Below are 18,193 nucleotides of genomic sequence, written 5' to 3' on the forward strand. Positions count from 1 at the left end.
AAACTTACCACAGGAAAGCGTAATTGCTTGCCCTAATGTAGTCTCTTTTTTATTGATTTAACACACTTTAGGGCATTAGCAGCATCAGTTACTTTAGGTATTAATGCTCGTCGCTTTTAGAGGCGGCGTGTTGTTCCGTCATAAATGTAATGACTTCATCATTTAAGCAAGATTTACTCACATACTGACGTTGTTTACCCATGTGTAAAATAAAACCTAAATCACTCTGTTCAAGTTTATCAATTTCACACCATGTAATATCACGCTTGTTTTTACCGCTGTCATAACTCACACCCGTATTACTGACTTTAAAGGTTACTGTACTGCCAGAGCCCATACTCAGGTTTTGTCGCCATAACCACCAGGTTCTCTTAAAATAGACACTTAACGCTTCGATAACACCCAACGCGATAAAGAACCAACCGACATAACTGCTTGGTGCTAGCTCAAATTTTAATAACACCACACCAAAAATAAACAAAAGAACACTTTTCAAATACGCTTTTGGAAATTTAGTCGGAAGGCTTGTTTGATCATAGCACTCAGCAAAAAAGGTCTTGTTGAGAATATATTCTGTGGTGAAATTAAAATCTTTGGTCATATTTGGCTACTTTACGGTCTCTATGAATGAATTCTTATGATGCGTTATCACACAACTTGAGTATTGTACCGTTTCTTACTATGACTGTGAAATTTATAAATCATGATTAAGCATCGCATAACCAAGACGGTAGGAAACGTGATTTTCTAGCTTTATTATTGTTTTATAATCAAGGCTTTTCCATTGTTATATTTTAAAAATAGCGGTTAGATTATGTATTTGATTGTAAATCTATGTAATTGTTAGAATTTGTTGCTAGTTCATTGTATGTGAAAATTAAGTGGTTAGAATTTACTGCGAATATCACTTGAGAGACATATAAAATGAAATTTAATAAAACACTTTCTGCTCTATTAATTGGTTCTGCTCTTTTATCTGGCGTAGCACCAGTGATGGCTAAATCTAATCCATCTCATCAACAGGAGCAAGTTCGTGTTGATACACTGAAAATTGCCTCTTTTAATCTTTCTTTTGATCGTTCAACTTTCGAACAGTTAAGCGATGAAATGACAACAATAAAAGCAGAACAAGACACTTTAGTTGCCGCATATAAAAAAGACAAAATAGCAATGGAAGAGTCGGTTCGAATTAAAGCGGAAAAAGTGATTCAAATCCGTAATGTTGCGGCAATCATTCAAAAAAATCGCCCTGATGTGATGTTAATGGGTGAATTTAATAATGATGGTACGGGTAAAGATTTAACGGCATTAAAGGGCTTTCAAAATAATTACTTAAGCGTACCTCAAAGTCTCAATAGTATTGATGGCGGGGATCTGCTAGAGCCAATTATGTACCCATTCATGGAGTCGTTTGCAACTAATACCGGTTTGAATAGTGGCTTAGACTTAGATAATGATGGTCAAGCTGGTGGTGGTCCTGGTGATGCGTGGGGCTTTGGTTTTTATCATGGACAATATGCGTTTGCCCTAATGTCTCGTTATGAACTTGATACAACGGAAATTCGTACTTTCCAACAGTTTTTATGGAAAGATCTGCCGGGTTCAATCAACCCAACGATTACCAATTGTGATGATGAGAAAAATCCAATTCCAGAAGGGATGGAATGTGGTGATAATTGGTACACCGATGCAGAGTGGGAACAGCGCCGCTTATCGTCAAAGAATCATGTTGATGTCCCTGTGATCATTCCTACCGTGAAAGGGAATAAAACGGTACACCTTTTACTATCTCATCCTACGCCACCTGTGTTCGATACAGTTTCACAGCATAATAAACTACTTAATCGTGATGAAGTTCAGTTCTGGGCTGAGTACATCGATGGTAAAAAATTCATTTATGATGACCATGGTAAAAAGGGTGGGCTGAAAAATAATGCTTCTTTCGTTATTATGGGCGATTTAAATGCCGATCCTGTTGATGGTGATGGTTATATAGAAACGGTAGCTGCGTTGTTGGGACATGAGAAAGTCAATATTGAAGCGAGCATTGGTCAACATGCTCCTCAAAGTAAAGGGGCTTATGAAGCGAATGTGATGGAAGATGGCTCAAAATCTTATCCTGAACGTGTGACCAGTACATTTGGCTTACGTGTTGACCATGTTATTCCATCCCATGATCTTAATGTTGTTGATTCTGCGGTATTTTGGCCGAGTGAATCAGAACAAGGTCGATTACTGATGAACGATGAACGCATTGGTAATTATGGTGACGGTAAAGATATTTCATCTGATCATCGTATGGTCTGGTTAACGGTTGATTTTTCTAAGTAACCTTCCTTTAATGTAAGGTGATAATAATGAATGCCAGAGGGTTGTCTGCAAACTTCTGGCATGTGTCGTTATAGTGAGGTTTTTCTTTATCTCGAAATAAATATTGATATTAATCAGCTGTATAACCAAGTTTTAACAGCCTCCGGCATTCCACCAACAAAATAATAGTCAGTGAGCATGTCAAACTCGCAACGCCAATGACTTTAGGTATATTTTGTCACATTCATGCGCAATTTTATGATGATTGATTACATTTTTATGCGGATATTAATGTGATTTAATCCTTTTTATGCGCATTTAAAAGAGGGTTGGTCAGTGTGGTGAATGGTTTTGTTTTTAATTAATTGATATTCAGGTAAATTAAATAAGATTATTAATGCTCCTTAGCGGTTGTCAGATTATACCGTTTCCTCATACTATTCATTATTCGATTATGATATTTAACGTTATGATTTATTAAGTTTTTATTCTAGTTTAGTGGGTTTTCTTATCTAATAAATGAGAATTTAAAAAAATAAGGAGCAAAAAGATGGTTAAGTGCTTGTATTTTTTTAATTGGATTTTAGTCTTAATCCGCTATCCGCTATCCGCTATCCGCTATCCGCTATCCGCTATCCGCTATCCGCTATGAATAAAATGAATATAATCAACAGCGTCAGCTTATGGTCGATGAAAAGCGTTAACCTACTTCAACTATGTATATTGATGCTACTGCTGATCGCGCCGTGTTCGGTTAGTTATGGCGCTCTACCCAACGATGATGTGAGAATTTTTGGTACCAAGTTTCGTAACGGGGAGGCGTTAACGGGCAACTCAATCATGCTCGAAACGATTTTTTCACAAAGTGATACTGAAATTAACTCAATGTGGCGCGCATTAAGTGATAATTTTTCCTTGAGTTTTCTAGGCAGAAAGCGAGCGTTAGTTTTTCATTTAGAAGGCGATGTTCATGATTCCGTTTGGCCAACGATTGCCAAAGGTATTAAAGAGAAACGAGCCGAAGTATTTATGCTGGTTTTGTCTGAAAATACCACGGATTTGACGGACTTAAATTTAACCAAAGCCTTAGATAAGCTAAATGAAGTATTACCCTATCATTTAGTTCCGGGCCGGCGTGTTGAGAAAGAGTATGATCTTGTGGGTCATGCCAATTCAAAGAGCCCTTATGGAGTGGTGCTTGATGATCCTAAAACTAGTCCAATCTATTTCAGCGCCTACCAATCCATTATTGGTGATCATATCCAAAATAAAATGTTTATGACCGATGAGGGTGAAAGTTTTGGGCTTATGTTCGGATTTAATGAAACTCACTATTTAGATCCTGCCACTGAACAGACTCGGCAAGCGTCATGTATTATCTTGATGACAGACAATATTTTAAATGTGGAAATCACAGATTATAACAAGCATAAACAGAAGTTTAGAGAAATTTTATCTCAAGTTATTGCCCCAGGCGGGGGATGTTATGCTGAGGTGATGGCGGTCTTTGCTGAGCATGATGATGCCTTGATTACTGATGCGTTATTGGTTGATCCTCGCTCTCGTTTTAGAGATAACCCAATGAATTCGATTTTAGATAATGATTCAACTCATCTGTTTGATGCTCCGCTTTATATTGATGGTGTTGGGGACAATCTGATTGACGTTAATAACGGCGTTTATGATTGGGTGTCAAAAGAGGGAGGAGAGCTGCGAGTTGTTGGATCTGGAAAGTATCGGCAAGTTGAGTATCGTCCACCTGTTGGTAAACAACCCGGCGATCAGGATCTCTTTTATTATCGCTCTTGTGCATTAGATGAGAGTGGTGAGACGTTTTGTGGAACCTCTTCAGCCACCATTACATTTGGCCTACGTCCGCCTAAGCCTAATGCACCGCTCACTGGTGTGGTGTTTAACGACAACAGTAAAAACGCCCCTCATAATGGTGAAAAAGATCAAGGCGAAAAAGGGCTAGCGACTCGGACGATTATCATTACAGATGGCATTGAGGAACGCGTCACTCAAACCAATGCGTTGGGGGAGTTCTCCATTCTCTTGCCTGACTCTTGGCATGATTCGACGGTAACCGTAACAGTGAAACCTAAGGCGGGGTGGGACAATGTCAGTGAATCATTAAACCATCACGTTGATCTGAGTTTTACGAGTACCGATGGGGGGCAAAATGGAGAGGCGGAAGATCATTATCAATTTGGTCAGATTAAGTCCCCAATTTTAGATCAAAATAATAATAAAAGTATTGAAGGGGAGGCAACAACGGCTTATTTTGCTCATCGATTATCTCTCCACTCGCCTTCTATCGTCACCTTTAATATTGTTGAAAAAAGCGCGCCTTGGCCTGTTACGATCTATCAAGATCTTAATTGTGATGGAAAACTGACTCAAGATGAACCGATCATCTCAACACCCATCATTGTGACTGAGCCTGAACGGAAAATTTGTCTCGTCAGTAAAGTTGAGTTGTTTTTTCCGAGCCATGGTGTTGCTTTTGATTTCCTCTATTATCTCGCTGCTCAAGTCTCACCGATTAACCATCAAGCGATCGCTGATTCTGGTGATATTTCAGAAACAGGCCAAGAATTAGAGAGTGGATTAACATTTAATTTAGAGAATCAAGATCGATTAACGGCGAATAATTTTGGTAAGTTAACGCTGCGTACGACGGTAAAGAACATTACTGAAAATGGCAAAGAAACCACCCATAATAGCGCAAAGCCCGGAGATATTTTAGAGTATAAGATTTATTTTTCTAACTTATCTAAACATCCTATTTCAAATGTGCGGATTTTTGATTCGGTACCTGAATATAGCCAATTAATTTCAAATTTGCTACCGGTGTCAGATTGTGGCTTATCGAATAGCCTCGAATGTCAATTGAACCTACCTTTAAAGCAGGATAACGACATCGGTTACCGAGGTAAAATTTGTTGGCAGTTAGATGATGAGTTGAAACCGTCTGAGGAAGGGGTAGTGAGTTATCGTATTAAAGTGGATGAGTAGTCTCTAGGTGACTTGATTCAATCACTTTATACTCTCGCAACCCAAAGGCTGCGGAGAGTATACCTGTCTTACTTGAAGTTGCTAGGTTGTTGGTGATATTCATTCGCCCCAATCATATAGAAAACCTAGACTCATGGGGCCTCATTCACTTGCCGCCTACTAGCAACGCCAATTACTTTGGGTATATGAAGGGGGTAAATTAGCTTTTTTCAGTGTAATCGACGGGAGGTGGATACCAGCCTCGTTCATTAATCGCATCAATATCAAATCGGTTTTTCTTCATACCGACTAACATCTGTTGCTCTAGTTGGGAAAATAGCTCAATATAGTTATTATCAAATCTATCTTCTTCTGAACTGCTACTCCATGCTTGATACAATATTTCAGATTGCTTGGCTTCTATCTCTTTAAATATTGATTTTTTCTTCTCAACATCAAAAGGATGATTACCCAGTTTTTGCATGGCACTCGATCCCAGCTCTAATGCCGAGTGATAGGTTTCAGATTCGATCACATCTGCGCCCGCTTGACGAAGTAGGTAACCATGTCCTCTATCAAAAGCGCGTGCCAATACTTTGACTTTAGGGTAAGTATGTTTGACATAGTGAGCCAACTCAACACTGGTTTCAGGATTATCGATGGCAATAATAAATAGCTCGGCTTCTTCAATCCCTGCGGTATGGAGTAAATCCGGTTTTGATGCATCGCCAAAATAGGCTTCAGTCCCCACTTTTCGCATATTATCGACCTGATTTGCCTGAAAATCGAGTACGACAGTTTTCACGCCATTACTTTTTAATAAACGGTTAGTGATCTGACCGAATCGCCCAATACCAGCAATGATGACGCTCCCTTGCTCTTCAATGCTGTCAGCTTCGCGGTTATTTGATTGAACTTGATAGCGAGGTAAAATCACTTTATCAAACAGAATAAACAGTCCCGGTGTCGCAAACATTGAGAGGGCAACAACTAAAGAGAGCATCTGTGCGAGGTCACTCGGTAATACATTGCTTTGTAATGAGAAATTTAACAATACAAAACCAAATTCACCTGCCTGAGCAAGGCTTAATGTTAATAACCAGCCATCACTTTTCTTCACTCTAAAGATAAGGCTAAGTAGAAACAGAACCATTGCTTTCACGACCATCACTGTGATGGTTAAGCTTACAATCGTCGCCGCTTGATCAAACAATAGGGTAAAGTTGATGCTGGCGCCAACGGTCATAAAGAAAAGCCCTAATAATAAGCCTTTAAATGGCTCGATATTTGACTCTAATTCATGGCGAAACTCTGAGTTGGCGAGTACAACACCCGCTAAAAAAGTTCCCAAAGCAGGAGACAATCCAACGAGACTCATTAAGGCTGCAATACCAATCACCAACATTAGCGCGGTTAAGGTGAAAATCTCACGCAGCCCTGAGCTTGCAACAAAGCGAAACAGGGGACGACTAAGATAATGCCCACCCACAACGACAACCGCAATTGCACCCATAATGGCGAGCCCATAAGCCCAACCTGGCAAACCTGCCACTAAACTGAGTTGTGCGTGGTTATCTTCGACGACTTTAGCTGCTTTCTCGATTAATTCGGGTAATGCAAGTAACGGAATAAATGCCAACATCGGGATGACGGCAATATCTTGAAAAAGAAGGATCGAGAATGCATTTTTTCCGCCTTCTGTTTTTCCTAGTCTCTTTTCATTAAAGGTTTGTAAAACAATCGCGGTTGAAGAAAGAGAGAAAATTAAACCAATGGTTAAAGCAATCGTCCAAGGCTGATCAAAAAAGAGTGCAATGCCCATGACAGCAGCAATCGTCAAACCTACTTGCAATCCACCAAGGCCAATTAATCGACTTTTCATTGCCCAGAGCATTTTAGGATCTAACTCTAAACCAACCAAGAAAAGCATCATTACAACACCAAATTCTGCAAAGTGCTGGATGCTGGTGGCTTCATTACCAACGATGCCGATAATCGGGCCAATCACGACCCCTGCAATCAAATAACCTAAGACGGAGCCTAACCCTAGTCTTTTCGCGATAGGTACAGCAATGATGGCTGCGGCAAGGTAAATAAAGGCATATAAAAAATAGCCGGTCATCGCTGAACTCCTTCTTTAACCATGATTTCTAATAGTGCTTGCCACTTATCTTGATGACGATCTAACTTTTCATCACGATTATGTGCCCGAGCGCTGTATAAAACGATAGGGTTACAGTAGGTCATCTTGGTCATATTCGCCATCTGTTCTAAAGGTCGTAACAACTCTTCAAGTGGATAATTATTACTGCCACCTGTTTGGTAATCTTCTTTTTTACCGCCGGTGGATATTGCGCAAAGGAAATGTTTACCTTTTAATGCATTACCCTCTGAACCATAGGCAAAGCCATACTCAAGGACTAAATCTTGCCACTCTTTTAAAATGGAAGGCGTCGAATACCAATAAAATGGGAATTGAAAAATAATAATATCGTGATCGAGCAGACGTTTCTGTTCTCGTTCGATATTAATATTATAAGTTGGGTATTCATAATAGAGATCAACGGCAGTGACACCCTCAACCTCTTGCGCCACCTTAAATAGTGGGTAATTAATTTCAGAGAGTGTTGGAGAAGGGTGCGCGTAAAGAACTAACACACGGTTGTTGGACATAAAAAGAACCTTTTAATATAAGACTCTCCATAATATAGCCAATAATCGATAATTTTTTTACTTGATGGATGAAGAAAATAACAAGGTAAACCTTAAGATAAGACTTCTTATTAAACGTGAAATTGAGTTATTTTATCTTCTCTGTTCATTATCATTACTGATCTGGTATGGTCATTAATTTAAGATGTATAATTAGTCATAGGAATAAGTTCATAATATCAATGGACTTACTTTTATTACCTTTTTTATTTGGTTTTTAAGGAAGTATAATGACCACTTTTAACTCTCGTTGTCCCAGTTGTAAAGCCATCAACCGTTTACCTATCGAACGCGTTTCCGAGTCACCGACGTGTGGTAAATGTCAGCAGCCGCTATTGGATGGTAAACCGATAGAAGGCACGGTAAGTAATTTATCGGTACTTTTAAACAGCGAACAACCTGTTGTTATCGACTTCTGGGCGCCGTGGTGTAACCCTTGTGTGGGCTTCTCCCCAGTTTTTGAAGATGTCGCTAAAGATCGAGAGAATCAAGTTCGTTGTGTTAAGGTCAACACCGAGGAAGAACAAGCGATAGCTGCACAATATCAGATCAGAAGTATTCCGACCATCATGGTTTTTAAGAATGGAAAACGCGTCGATATGATTAATGGTGCGTTACCGAAATCGCAATTTGACCAATGGTTGAATAATGCGTTAACTAAATAATTTTACTTGTTGATATTATAGAGAAAGGGTCAGAATGTATTTTCATACTGACCCTTTTTCATTCTTACTGATCTTGAATGACTTTACTCTTTTTAAAGGACTTAATTGTATTTAAATTCATTAGCATTATCTAAATTGCTTAACGTCGTCTAGATAATCAAAACCGCCATTCTTAAGCTTATCTTTTAGTTCCGATTTATTAATACCATAAAAACTGACTAAGTCATCAAGATCACCCTGAAAGTCATTCCGCAGCTCTCCATTAACGATCCCTAGTAAGGTAGCTGGATCCATATTTTGAAAGTTATCTAAATTCATCTCTTGGCTCCTGTTATAAAACTTGGTCATTAAAAAACAACAATGGATTGCCCTAACCAGTATAGTTTATAACCAGAGAATGTGACCAGCTTCATATGATCCTAATAATAAATGCGTTACTATATCCTCAAATTTTTGAGGGTTAATATGAAGTATTTAAAGAAATATCGTTCAACCATTATAAATCTTGCTCGTTATCTGATGGCAATGAAGGTCGGAGAAAGGTTAAAGACCATTGATGAACTCTCAAATCAATTAGAATGCTCTGTTGGGTATGTGGCGGAGTCTTTGAAATATATTGAAAAAGATGGTGCTGTCTCATTAAAGAGACAAGGGAGGAATGGAACGGTTATTTCTGCTATTGATATGACAAAACTGATCGAATTGTGTGATATTGGCAATATAGTCTGTGCAATGCCGCTTCCTTATACTAAACATTATGAAGGTCTGGCTTCAGGCTTAAAAGCGCAGATCAACTCAATCCCTCTCTATTTTGCCCATATGAGGGGAGCCAATATTAGAGCCGAGTGTTTAATCAATGGCGTTCACGATATGGCGATCATGTCAAAAATGGCCAGTGAACAATACGTTAAAGCAGGAGAGCTTGAAATTATTCTTGAATTGGGGCCACATAGTTATGTACCTGAGCATCGTATTATTTATCGAAAGGGTGAACACGATAATATCAAAGTAATGGGGGTGGATAGTGAGTCACCAGACCAATTTTTATTAACCGAAATCTATAAAAAAGATAAAAAAGTCACCGTAAAAGAGACGTCTTATAATGAATGTCTTGAGCGGATCGCGAATGGCAATATCGATGCGGCTATTTGGTACGCATCAAGACAAAGTTCGTTAGAAGCAATGGGACTAGAAGAGAGATCAGTTGAGTACTCTGAGCGTTTTATTGATGCGTCTATTGCTGTGGTTGTCGCACCTAAACAAGCGACCCATTTAAAAACCATGATACAAAGTTGTATTGATAGTGACCAATTATTGAGCCATCAAGAGAGAGTGATTAAACGATTAATTATGCCAACTTACTAGAGGTCAAGTATGAAGGAAAGGATGACAATATTATTAAATGCTGGAGTGATTACGGAATTTTCATACCAAGGCGTTATGCAAGCCGTCGATACTTTGTGCAAAGAGTGGGGGTTAGATCAAACAGATGAACAGTTTAATATGGCGATGACCCATTTAGCTCGAGCTGTCGATAGGATAAGAGCGGATGACGCCATTTTAGAGGGACTTGATGTAGAGACGATGGATGAGATCCTAACGGCTGACTATTATCCTTTGATCGCAGAAATGAATAAAAAGTTATCTGTCTATTTTATGTTTGATGAGTTCCCCGATGCAGAAAACAGTTTTTTGTTATGTAATCTAACGTCCTTGTATCAGGCCTCTCTAAATCAAACATCTCACCAAAATAAAACTGAGGTTAATTATGCCACTTGATCAGGCTGGTTATACTTATTGCCATGAACACTTATATATTGATCTGTCGTCTCAAAAACAAGATGAAGATTGTAAATTAGATCAATTTGAAAACATAAGAAATGAGTTAGATTTTTTACACTCGTTAGGTGTGAGAAATATTATTGAAGTAACAAATCACTTTATGGGACGAAATCCTCATTTTATTGAGGATTTAATAAAGGAAACAAATATAAATATTATCTCTTCAACTGGCTTCTATATTGAGGGCTTTTTTCCTCAGAGTCTTGACGCGATGTCGAGTGTTGATATCGCTAACGTGATGATGGAGGAGATTAATGTGGGGATTGGGGGCTCTTCATTAAAAGCAGAAGTGATTGGTGAGATAGGGAGTAGTTTAAATCATTTTTCTGATCTTGAGAAAAAGGTGTTTGAAGGGGCTGCAATCGCACAACGTGAAACAGGCTGTCCTATTTCTACCCACACATCCCTGAGTACGATGGGACGGCAACAAGTTGAATTGCTAGCCAAAAATCGTGTCGATTTAACCCGAGTGAGCATTGGGCATTGTGATCTAAAGGATGATTTTGACCAGCTGTTATGGCTACTCGATCAAGGATGCAAAATTCAATTTGATACGATTGGAAAAAATAGTTATTACCCTGATGAGAAGCGAATTCAATCAATCATTAAGTTGGTTGAACGTGGATATATCAATCAAATTATGTTGTCGATGGATATTACCAGAAGGTCTCATTTACTGGCTAATGGGGGAAAAGGATTTAGTTATTTAATGACCGACTTTATCCCCAAACTACGTCAAGCAGGTTTAAACCAAAAGCAGATAGAAATAATAATGCAAGAAAATCCAAATCAATTTTTTATTAAATAATAAATTTCAAATAAAAGGATTTAATGATGAAAAAGATTGCCATTGCTGGTCTACAGCGAGAACAGATTCAAGCCGAAATTGAAAAAATCGCCCCAGGACAATTTGAGTGTCACATTTTAAATGATATGGATGCGGCGATGAAGGTACAAAGTGGGCAACTTGATTATTACATTGGCGCATGTAATACCGGGGCTGGAGCGGCCTTAAGTATGGCAATAGCGATTATTGGTTATAACAAGTCATGTACCATTGCAAAACCTTCATTCAGAGCTAAAGAAGAGGAAATTGAGCAATTTATCAGTGAAGGAAAAGTGGCATTTGGCTTATCGATTGAACATGTCGAGCATGCTATTCCGCTTTTAATTCAATCATTGATTAAAGTGGAGTAGTCACTATGGATATGATGAATATTGCGCTTATTGCTTGTTTGTGTGCAATGACGGCGCTGATTGCGAATATGTCAGCGGCGGTTTTCCATGACGGAATTCGCCCGATCCTACCTCAACTGATTGAAGGGAATATGACTCGCCGTGATGCTGGCTCGGTTGCATTTGGTCTATCGATTGGTTTTGTTGCCTCTGTTGGTATCTCTTTTACCCTCTCAACAGGGTTGTTAAATCCGTGGTTACTGTTTCTTCCAACCGATATTATTGGTGTGATGGCGGGGAGCCGAATTATTGCTGTTATTGGCGGCGGGATTTGGGGTGTACTTGTGGTGACCAGTTTGGCGGCGGTTAATGCCGTTTTAACCGGATTACCGATTGATGCATTGGGCGCGTTAGGTGAATTGGGTACGCCTGTGATGTCGGCTTTCGCCCTCTTTCCTTTACTGGCTATCTATTATCAGTTTGGCTGGAAGTCTGGTGCTATTGCGGCGATTGTTATTTTAATTTCTCGTCTGTTGATTATAAAGTATACCTCGATTTACCCTGAATCTATTCAAATTTTTGTCGGTATGATGATGCTTGTCGGAATTGCGATTCGTAAAGATATGCAAGATAAAGCCAATGGTATTAACCCTCCAGATATGAGTGGAATGAGGAGTCTTTTTGAAGAGCGGACTAAACGAATCTTTAAGAATATGCCTTTTTTAGCAGTAACAGGCGCATTAATTTCAGCGGCTGCGGCTTCAGGTATCTTTGCTGGCTCTGAGGTGTCTATCTATGCCTTAGCTGATGTTTATAAAATGACCGATCCTGCGGCTCAGCAAGAAGCGATGAATCAAGTTGCCTTATCAGAATTTATGCGTGGTTTAGGTTTTATTCCATTGATTGCAACAACTGCATTGGCGACGGGTGTGTATGGGGTTGTCGGTTTTACATTTGTGTTTGTTGTGGGGTATCTATCTCCTAATATTCCTGTCGCTGCAGTACTCGGTGGGATTACCATCTGTTTAGAAATTTTCTTACTCCGTGGTATTGGTCGTTTTCTGGAGCAATTCCCATCGATTAGAAATGCGTCTGATAACATCCGTAATAGTATGAATACCTTGATGGAGTTTGCACTGTTAATTGGTGGTGTGCTTGCAGTCATGAAGATGGGCGCAACAACGGGCTTTACCATTTTCACGCTTCTTTATTATCTTAATGAAGTGATGGGTAGGCCGGTTCTGAAAATAGCGTCACCAGCGGTAGCGGCCATTTTTACCGGCGTGATTCTGAACATACTGTATTTCCTTGGGCTATTTACCCCTGCTTAATATTTTTATCAATATATCCCTTTCATACTTGGAGCGGTTAGTGGCCGTGATTTATGCCCTAGCGGTTTTAATTAAGAGAGGGATATCCCCTTCTTACTTGAAGTTGCTAGGTTGTTGGCTGCGTTCGTTCACCCCAATCATATAGTCTATCGATACTCATGGGGCCTCATTCATTTGCCGCCTACTAGCAACGCTACTTACTTTGGGGATATAACTTTTTATGAACACTAGGTGATTATTGAGGGAGATCTTATGTTTTTAAAGGCACTAAAAAAACAAAATCAATCATTAATAGAAATCGCAAAAAAGTTACATCAAAAAGGGGATATCCTCCCTGATAGTTATGTGATTGATGTTGATACTTACACAGAAAATGCGACTCATATTTTAGAATGTGCGAAAAAGCATGGAATAAAACTTTATGGCATGACCAAGCAAATTGGCAGGAATCCTTATTTAGCTAAAATTTTAATCGATTTAGGTTATGAAGGTATTGTGGCCGTTGATTATAAAGAGGCCTCGGTGTTACACGATGCAGGTGTAAACGTGTCACATGTTGGGCATTTGGTACAACCCCCTAATTCGGTATTAACTAAGTTGGTTACCGAAATACAACCTGAAGTGATCACCGTTTATTCTATTGAGAAGGCAAAAGAAATTTCGTTAATTGCTCAACAATATTATTGTGTACAAAAGATATTACTGAAGTTTATCGATGATGATGACTATCTCTATCCAAATCAAGAGTCTGGCTTTTTATTAAGTGATATTGAAAATGTGACCCATCAAATTCAATCACTACCGAATATTAAAATTGAAGGTATTACGCATTTTCCCTGCTTTTTATTCAATAAAAACACAAACACAATTGAAAAAACTGAAAATTATAAAACATTAATCAAAGCGGTTAATCATTTACAATTATTAGGTGTGAAAGTTAATCAGGTAAATTGTCCTTCCGCAACATCAATAAAAACGATTCCATCTATTGCCCAGAGCGGAGGAACTCATGGCGAACCCGGACATGCATTGACGGGGACGATGCCTTTTAATACGGAAGGAACGGAGAAAGAGAAAGTAGCAATGCTTTACCTATCAGAAGTTTCTCATCACTATCAAGGTAACTCATTCTGTTTTGCTGGTGGCTTTTATCCTCGAGGTCATTTAGAAAATGCGCTTGTCGGTACCCAAGAGGTAAAAGTAAAAGATTCCGATCCTTTAGCCATCGATTATCACCTTCAATTAGAAGGAAAACATAAAATTGGTACTCCTGTTGTGATGTCATTTAGAACTCAAATTTTTGTCACTCGTAGCCATGTGGTATTAATTAAGGGTCTATCTAATCACCAACCTCGAATTACCGGCACCTATAACTCAATCGGTCAGGAGGTTTAAAATGTCTCGATTTATTGTTGTTGTGCTTGATGGTTTTGGAGTGGGAGAGATGCCCGATGTTAAGGTTGATCGACCTTGTGATCTTGGGGCACATACTGCGGGCAAGTTGTTGCAGGACTTTAATGACCAACCATTACCAATATTAACTCGTTTAGGGTTAAACAATATTGTGATGACCAAAAATTCCAATTATCAACAATCTTCTTCTGCTAATTTTGGTCAATTAAAACTCAAACATCAAGGGTGTGATACTTTTGCTGGCCATCAAGAGATGATGGGAACTCGTCCTAAGGCTCCGTTAATTAGACCTTTTTATAAAAGCATCGATAAAATAGAAGCTGGATTAATTGAGGGCGGATATCATGTTGAAAGAGTGGAAAAAGAGGGGTTATCACTGCTTTTTGTTAATCATTGTATAGCGATTGGAGATAATCTAGAGGCTGAATTAGGGTTGGTTTATAATATTGCGGCAGATTTAAATAAAATGAGATTTTCAGAAGTCGAAAAAGTGGGACAAATTGTTCGAAAAAATAATCAAGTTGCTAGGAATATTGCCTTTGGAGGGTTACTTGATAGTACTCAACAGCTATATGATGCAATCGAAGTACATGGTGATTGTATTGGTGTTAATGCGCCTAAATCAGGTATTTATGCGAATGGTTTTGAAGTGATACACCTAGGTTATGGTGTAGATAAAGAGAGTCAAGTTCCCGCGAAACTGAATCAGAAGAATATCCTAACCGTGTTAATTGGTAAAGTGGCTGATATTGTCCATAATCCATTAGGGAAAAGTTATACTAAAATGGTTGATACAAAATCAATATTTGAGACCAGCTTAGTTGAAATAGATAAAAATCCGGATGCCTTTATTTGTATCAATATTCAAGAAACGGATCTATCTGGCCATCAACAAGATCCACAACAATATTGGAATATATTAACTCAATCTGATTTGTATTTGGGCAAAATGATTGAACAATTAAGTGACGACGATTTTTTACTTGTGACCGCTGATCATGGTAATGACCCCTATATTGGACATGGCCAACATACCAGAGAAATGGCCCCTTTAATGGTCTATCAATCAGGATTAGGAGGGATTGAGTTAGGAGAAAGAGAGACTTTAGCCGATATTGGCGCGACAGTATGCGAATTTTTTAACGCTCCATCTCCGGAATATGGTGAATCTTTTTTAACCCTACTGAAGAAATAGTCATTCTAATGACTTTAGGTATATACCCTTCATACTTGAAGTCGCTCGATGGTTAGTTACACTCGTTCGCCCCAATCATAGAGTACACTTATACTCAGGGGCCTCACTCACTTGTCGCCTACTAGCAATTTTAATTATCTTGAGTATATAGGGCTGTTTTTTATTCAATCGAGAGAAAGTTGTCATTAAGTCAATGATTTCATATGGCATTAATAATAATGAGTTAAATATGTTTTTTAAAAAATATATTTAATTCTTAACTATAGTTAAAGATAGAAAAGGATTTTCTATTGGGTTCAATAAAAGAATATTGAATTAAAAAACAGACAGCACAAGGAAAGTGATCATGATTTATCTATATTATTTGAAAAAGTTTCGCCGATTACATGGTTTATGTTTCATTTTGGTTGTCGCGATGTTTTACGGGCTACAACTTAGTCAAAATCAAGAATTAGCGAAGGGATTAAATCAAGACGTTATTTCGCTTTCATTTGCCGAAGGGCAAGTCTTACCTCCTGTCCATCAACACCTTTATTCGATTAATGAGATCAATCAGCTTTTTGAGTCAAAAGGCAACTTATTAAATCATAAGTTACAGAATGAAAATATTGAATTGTCGAAAAAGGCATTACAAAATTTGAATCTAGATATTCATAAAAATAGTATTAAACAGAAAGTTTTTATTAACGACAATTCTATCTTTAATCTCTCAATATTAAGTATTATTAGCTATGGCCTGCTTCAGCTTATTGCCGTTTGTAGCCTTGGTATTATTATCAAAGGTGAGTTTAATGATATTGATGATTATTATCAGGCTCGAACGACGGGTAATTATCAAGAGTTACTATTTAACGTCGTGATTACCCATCCGATAACCCCCACCGCTATCTTCTGTTTTTTTGTTTTTACTCATATGTTTTAAATGGTATTTTAACGATCAAAGTTTTAGATAAAAGGCGCTGTTAAATTGTTCTCTTATTAGTGAAAAGTATATATAGCGCCTTTTATATTTTGCGTTGCGAGGTTGTTGGCGTCGCTGTTTCGCCCCAATCATATCGTACACATATACTCATGAGACTTCGCTCGCTTGCCGCCTGTTAGCAACGCCAACTCCAATTGCTTTGGGTCTCGGTCTATTAAGATTCTGACCAGTTGAATTTACTCTCATCAATACCATTTTTTGCTTCTTGCAATCGTTCTCTTTTAAAACGTTCTGCATCACGAGCGGCATCAATTTCTTGCATAATAGTATCAACGTCAGCATCAATATTTGATTGAGTATACGTACCGGTCAATTCGGTTTCTGGGGTTAAGTCGCCTTTTTCATATATCGACCAAATTTCTTTCGCATACTCTGTTTTCAATAGCTCTGGTGCAAATTGGGCGTAATAATCACGAATATTATTAATATCACGTGTAAACATCCACTCAGCATTATTATTTGCAGATGCATCAACGGCTTGTGGCAAATCAATAATGACAGGGCCCTTATTATCGACAAGGACATTAAATTCTGACAAATCCCCATGAATAAGCCCAGCGCACAACATCCTAACAGCGTAGTTCATCATGACTTTGTGGTCTTTTAATGCTTGCTCTAAGGTGGGAATAACATCGTTCAATCGTGGTGCAACATAGCCTTCTTCATCAGTGACAAGCTCCATCAATAGAACGCCATCAAAGCAGCCAAAAGGTTGTGGAACACGAACCCCGGCTTCGGCTAGTTTATATAGCGCGTCAACTTCTGCGCTTTGCCAGACTTTTTCTTGTTGCTCACGGCCGAACTTTGATCCTTTTTCCATCGCGCGTGAACGGCGACTATTTCGGACTTTTCGACCTTCTCGATAGGCAACGGCTTTTTTGAAGCTACGTTGTGTTGCTTCTTTGTATACTTTGGCGCATCGAATTGTTTCGCCACAGCGCACGATATATACAGAGGCTTCTTTGCCACTCATTAGCTGACTAATGACTTCATCAACTAACCCGTCGTCAACGAGTGGTTGGATTCTTTTTGGAATTTTCATAGAGTGCTTATACATTAATTAACATTAATATGTAAAGGATATTTTCTGACTAACTTCATCGTTGTCATTACCTTTTTTCGGTCTTAAGTATACTTTATGTTTAATCTATTATTTATTCTTAAAATTTTTCCTCTGTAGACTCAGTGACAAACTCAATATCTTGATGTGTTATTGTTATTGTCTGGTTAAAAAATAGACAGGAAACAAGGTGTGTTTTAACTACGCCAATTATTTTGAGTATATATGTCCTCGATAAGGGAATTAATAATGGAGCAACTTTCTCGTTTATCAATCATCCATCGATTACTTAGCCACTCAAAATCCCCGGTACCTAAACAGATGTTATTAGATGCTTTAGGGTGTTCAGAATCTATATTTAAACGCCTGCTTCGGAAAGTGAATGACACATTTGACACATCAATATCATATGATAGAGAGCTAAAAGGCTATTCATATACCTAATTAACTTGAAGGCGCTTCACTGAACACTTGAAAGTTATCATTTATTCTATACCCTTCATACTTGAA

The 18,193-nt window shown here is 38.4% G+C and carries 17 protein-coding genes; 12 read left to right on the plus strand and 5 right to left on the minus strand.

The features are described from left to right. Nucleotides 1-100 precede the first annotated feature (100 nt). Nucleotides 101-601, minus strand: a complete 501-nt coding sequence (locus L0B53_RS03530) for a DUF308 domain-containing protein (protein WP_235059096.1) — start codon at nucleotides 599-601, stop codon at nucleotides 101-103. A 323-nt stretch (nucleotides 602-924) separates the two neighbouring features. Between L0B53_RS03530 and L0B53_RS03535 the strand changes: the two genes are divergently transcribed. Next, the gene (locus L0B53_RS03535; RefSeq protein WP_235059097.1) at nucleotides 925-2,331 is read left to right on the plus strand and encodes an endonuclease/exonuclease/phosphatase family protein; all 1,407 of its coding nucleotides are present in this window, start codon (nucleotides 925-927) and stop codon (nucleotides 2,329-2,331) included. Nucleotides 2,332-2,967: 636 nt separating this feature from the next. After that, nucleotides 2,968-5,328, plus strand: coding sequence for a hypothetical protein (locus L0B53_RS03540; protein WP_235059098.1), 2,361 nt, complete (start codon nucleotides 2,968-2,970; stop codon nucleotides 5,326-5,328). Between the two features lie 199 nt (nucleotides 5,329-5,527). Here L0B53_RS03540 and L0B53_RS03545 read toward each other — a convergent pair whose 3' ends face one another. Continuing rightward, entirely contained in the window at nucleotides 5,528-7,429 is a 1,902-nt protein-coding gene (locus L0B53_RS03545; RefSeq protein ID WP_235059099.1) for a monovalent cation:proton antiporter-2 (CPA2) family protein, read from the minus strand. Beyond that, nucleotides 7,426-7,980, minus strand: a complete 555-nt coding sequence (locus tag L0B53_RS03550; protein ID WP_235059100.1) for an NAD(P)H-dependent oxidoreductase — start codon at nucleotides 7,978-7,980, stop codon at nucleotides 7,426-7,428. Before L0B53_RS03550 ends, L0B53_RS03545 begins: the two co-directional genes overlap by 4 nt. Nucleotides 7,981-8,249: 269 nt before the next feature. Here L0B53_RS03550 and trxC point away from each other — a divergent pair, with 269 nt between their 5' ends. Further along, on the plus strand, nucleotides 8,250-8,684 hold the full coding sequence (trxC, locus tag L0B53_RS03555) for a thioredoxin TrxC (protein ID WP_235059101.1): 435 nt from the start codon (nucleotides 8,250-8,252) through the stop codon (nucleotides 8,682-8,684). 126 nt (nucleotides 8,685-8,810) lie between these two features. Here trxC and L0B53_RS03560 read toward each other — a convergent pair whose 3' ends face one another. Then, on the minus strand, nucleotides 8,811-9,002 hold the full coding sequence (locus L0B53_RS03560) for a DUF4250 domain-containing protein (RefSeq protein ID WP_235059102.1): 192 nt from the start codon (nucleotides 9,000-9,002) through the stop codon (nucleotides 8,811-8,813). Between the two features lie 147 nt (nucleotides 9,003-9,149). Here L0B53_RS03560 and yhfZ point away from each other — a divergent pair, with 147 nt between their 5' ends. The 8 genes from yhfZ to L0B53_RS03600 all read left to right on the plus strand — a co-directional run bounded on the left by yhfZ (nucleotide 9,150) and on the right by L0B53_RS03600 (nucleotide 16,563). Next, the gene (gene yhfZ, locus L0B53_RS03565; RefSeq protein ID WP_235059103.1) at nucleotides 9,150-10,049 is read left to right on the plus strand and encodes a GntR family transcriptional regulator YhfZ; all 900 of its coding nucleotides are present in this window, start codon (nucleotides 9,150-9,152) and stop codon (nucleotides 10,047-10,049) included. Nucleotides 10,050-10,070: 21 nt separating this feature from the next. Further along, entirely contained in the window at nucleotides 10,071-10,463 is a 393-nt protein-coding gene (locus tag L0B53_RS03570) for a hypothetical protein (RefSeq protein WP_235059104.1), read from the plus strand. Beyond that, nucleotides 10,453-11,334, plus strand: a complete 882-nt coding sequence (locus tag L0B53_RS03575; RefSeq protein ID WP_235059105.1) for a phosphotriesterase-related protein — start codon at nucleotides 10,453-10,455, stop codon at nucleotides 11,332-11,334. Before L0B53_RS03570 ends, L0B53_RS03575 begins: the two co-directional genes overlap by 11 nt. Before the next feature lie 26 nt (nucleotides 11,335-11,360). Beyond that, complete coding sequence (locus L0B53_RS03580) at nucleotides 11,361-11,723, plus strand: DUF2620 domain-containing protein (RefSeq protein ID WP_235059716.1); 363 nt, start codon at nucleotides 11,361-11,363, stop codon at nucleotides 11,721-11,723. A 5-nt stretch (nucleotides 11,724-11,728) separates the two neighbouring features. Continuing rightward, nucleotides 11,729-13,033 (plus strand): YhfT family protein, encoded by a 1,305-nt coding sequence (locus L0B53_RS03585; RefSeq protein WP_235059106.1) that lies wholly within the window; start codon nucleotides 11,729-11,731, stop codon nucleotides 13,031-13,033. 252 nt (nucleotides 13,034-13,285) lie between these two features. After that, nucleotides 13,286-14,428, plus strand: a complete 1,143-nt coding sequence (locus L0B53_RS03590; protein ID WP_235059107.1) for a YhfX family PLP-dependent enzyme — start codon at nucleotides 13,286-13,288, stop codon at nucleotides 14,426-14,428. Nucleotide 14,429: 1 nt separating this feature from the next. Then, nucleotides 14,430-15,641 (plus strand): phosphopentomutase, encoded by a 1,212-nt coding sequence (locus tag L0B53_RS03595; protein WP_235059108.1) that lies wholly within the window; start codon nucleotides 14,430-14,432, stop codon nucleotides 15,639-15,641. Between the two features lie 346 nt (nucleotides 15,642-15,987). Next, on the plus strand, nucleotides 15,988-16,563 hold the full coding sequence (locus L0B53_RS03600; protein WP_235059109.1) for a hypothetical protein: 576 nt from the start codon (nucleotides 15,988-15,990) through the stop codon (nucleotides 16,561-16,563). A gap of 214 nt (nucleotides 16,564-16,777) precedes the next feature. Here L0B53_RS03600 and L0B53_RS03605 read toward each other — a convergent pair whose 3' ends face one another. After that, on the minus strand, nucleotides 16,778-17,665 hold the full coding sequence (locus L0B53_RS03605; protein ID WP_311197276.1) for a PA4780 family RIO1-like protein kinase: 888 nt from the start codon (nucleotides 17,663-17,665) through the stop codon (nucleotides 16,778-16,780). 267 nt (nucleotides 17,666-17,932) lie between these two features. Here L0B53_RS03605 and L0B53_RS03610 point away from each other — a divergent pair, with 267 nt between their 5' ends. Further along, the gene (locus L0B53_RS03610; RefSeq protein ID WP_235059111.1) at nucleotides 17,933-18,127 is read left to right on the plus strand and encodes a hypothetical protein; all 195 of its coding nucleotides are present in this window, start codon (nucleotides 17,933-17,935) and stop codon (nucleotides 18,125-18,127) included. Nucleotides 18,128-18,193: the final 66 nt, after the last annotated feature.

The sequence above is a fragment of the Vibrio sp. SS-MA-C1-2 genome, assembly GCF_021513135.1.
In the GTDB taxonomy this organism is placed as follows: Bacteria; Pseudomonadota; Gammaproteobacteria; order Enterobacterales; family Vibrionaceae.

What these genes read in the sequence shown, in the direction of transcription:
- L0B53_RS03570 (WP_235059104.1), top strand. Translation starts at nt 10,071, where the DNA reads ATGACAATATTATTAAATGCTGGAGTGATTACGGAATTTTCATACCAA.
- L0B53_RS03585 (WP_235059106.1), top strand. Translation starts at nt 11,729, where the DNA reads ATGGATATGATGAATATTGCGCTTATTGCTTGTTTGTGTGCAATGACG.
- L0B53_RS03575 (WP_235059105.1), top strand. Translation starts at nt 10,453, where the DNA reads ATGCCACTTGATCAGGCTGGTTATACTTATTGCCATGAACACTTATAT.
- trxC (WP_235059101.1), top strand. Translation starts at nt 8,250, where the DNA reads ATGACCACTTTTAACTCTCGTTGTCCCAGTTGTAAAGCCATCAACCGT.
- L0B53_RS03545 (WP_235059099.1), bottom strand. Translation starts at nt 7,429, where the DNA reads ATGACCGGCTATTTTTTATATGCCTTTATTTACCTTGCCGCAGCCATC.
- yhfZ (WP_235059103.1), top strand. Translation starts at nt 9,150, where the DNA reads ATGAAGTATTTAAAGAAATATCGTTCAACCATTATAAATCTTGCTCGT.
- L0B53_RS03610 (WP_235059111.1), top strand. Translation starts at nt 17,933, where the DNA reads ATGGAGCAACTTTCTCGTTTATCAATCATCCATCGATTACTTAGCCAC.
- L0B53_RS03590 (WP_235059107.1), top strand. Translation starts at nt 13,286, where the DNA reads ATGTTTTTAAAGGCACTAAAAAAACAAAATCAATCATTAATAGAAATC.
- L0B53_RS03600 (WP_235059109.1), top strand. Translation starts at nt 15,988, where the DNA reads ATGATTTATCTATATTATTTGAAAAAGTTTCGCCGATTACATGGTTTA.
- L0B53_RS03605 (WP_311197276.1), bottom strand. Translation starts at nt 17,665, where the DNA reads ATGAAAATTCCAAAAAGAATCCAACCACTCGTTGACGACGGGTTAGTT.
- L0B53_RS03535 (WP_235059097.1), top strand. Translation starts at nt 925, where the DNA reads ATGAAATTTAATAAAACACTTTCTGCTCTATTAATTGGTTCTGCTCTT.
- L0B53_RS03550 (WP_235059100.1), bottom strand. Translation starts at nt 7,980, where the DNA reads ATGTCCAACAACCGTGTGTTAGTTCTTTACGCGCACCCTTCTCCAACA.
- L0B53_RS03595 (WP_235059108.1), top strand. Translation starts at nt 14,430, where the DNA reads ATGTCTCGATTTATTGTTGTTGTGCTTGATGGTTTTGGAGTGGGAGAG.
- L0B53_RS03530 (WP_235059096.1), bottom strand. Translation starts at nt 601, where the DNA reads ATGACCAAAGATTTTAATTTCACCACAGAATATATTCTCAACAAGACC.
- L0B53_RS03540 (WP_235059098.1), top strand. Translation starts at nt 2,968, where the DNA reads ATGAATATAATCAACAGCGTCAGCTTATGGTCGATGAAAAGCGTTAAC.
- L0B53_RS03560 (WP_235059102.1), bottom strand. Translation starts at nt 9,002, where the DNA reads ATGAATTTAGATAACTTTCAAAATATGGATCCAGCTACCTTACTAGGG.
- L0B53_RS03580 (WP_235059716.1), top strand. Translation starts at nt 11,361, where the DNA reads ATGAAAAAGATTGCCATTGCTGGTCTACAGCGAGAACAGATTCAAGCC.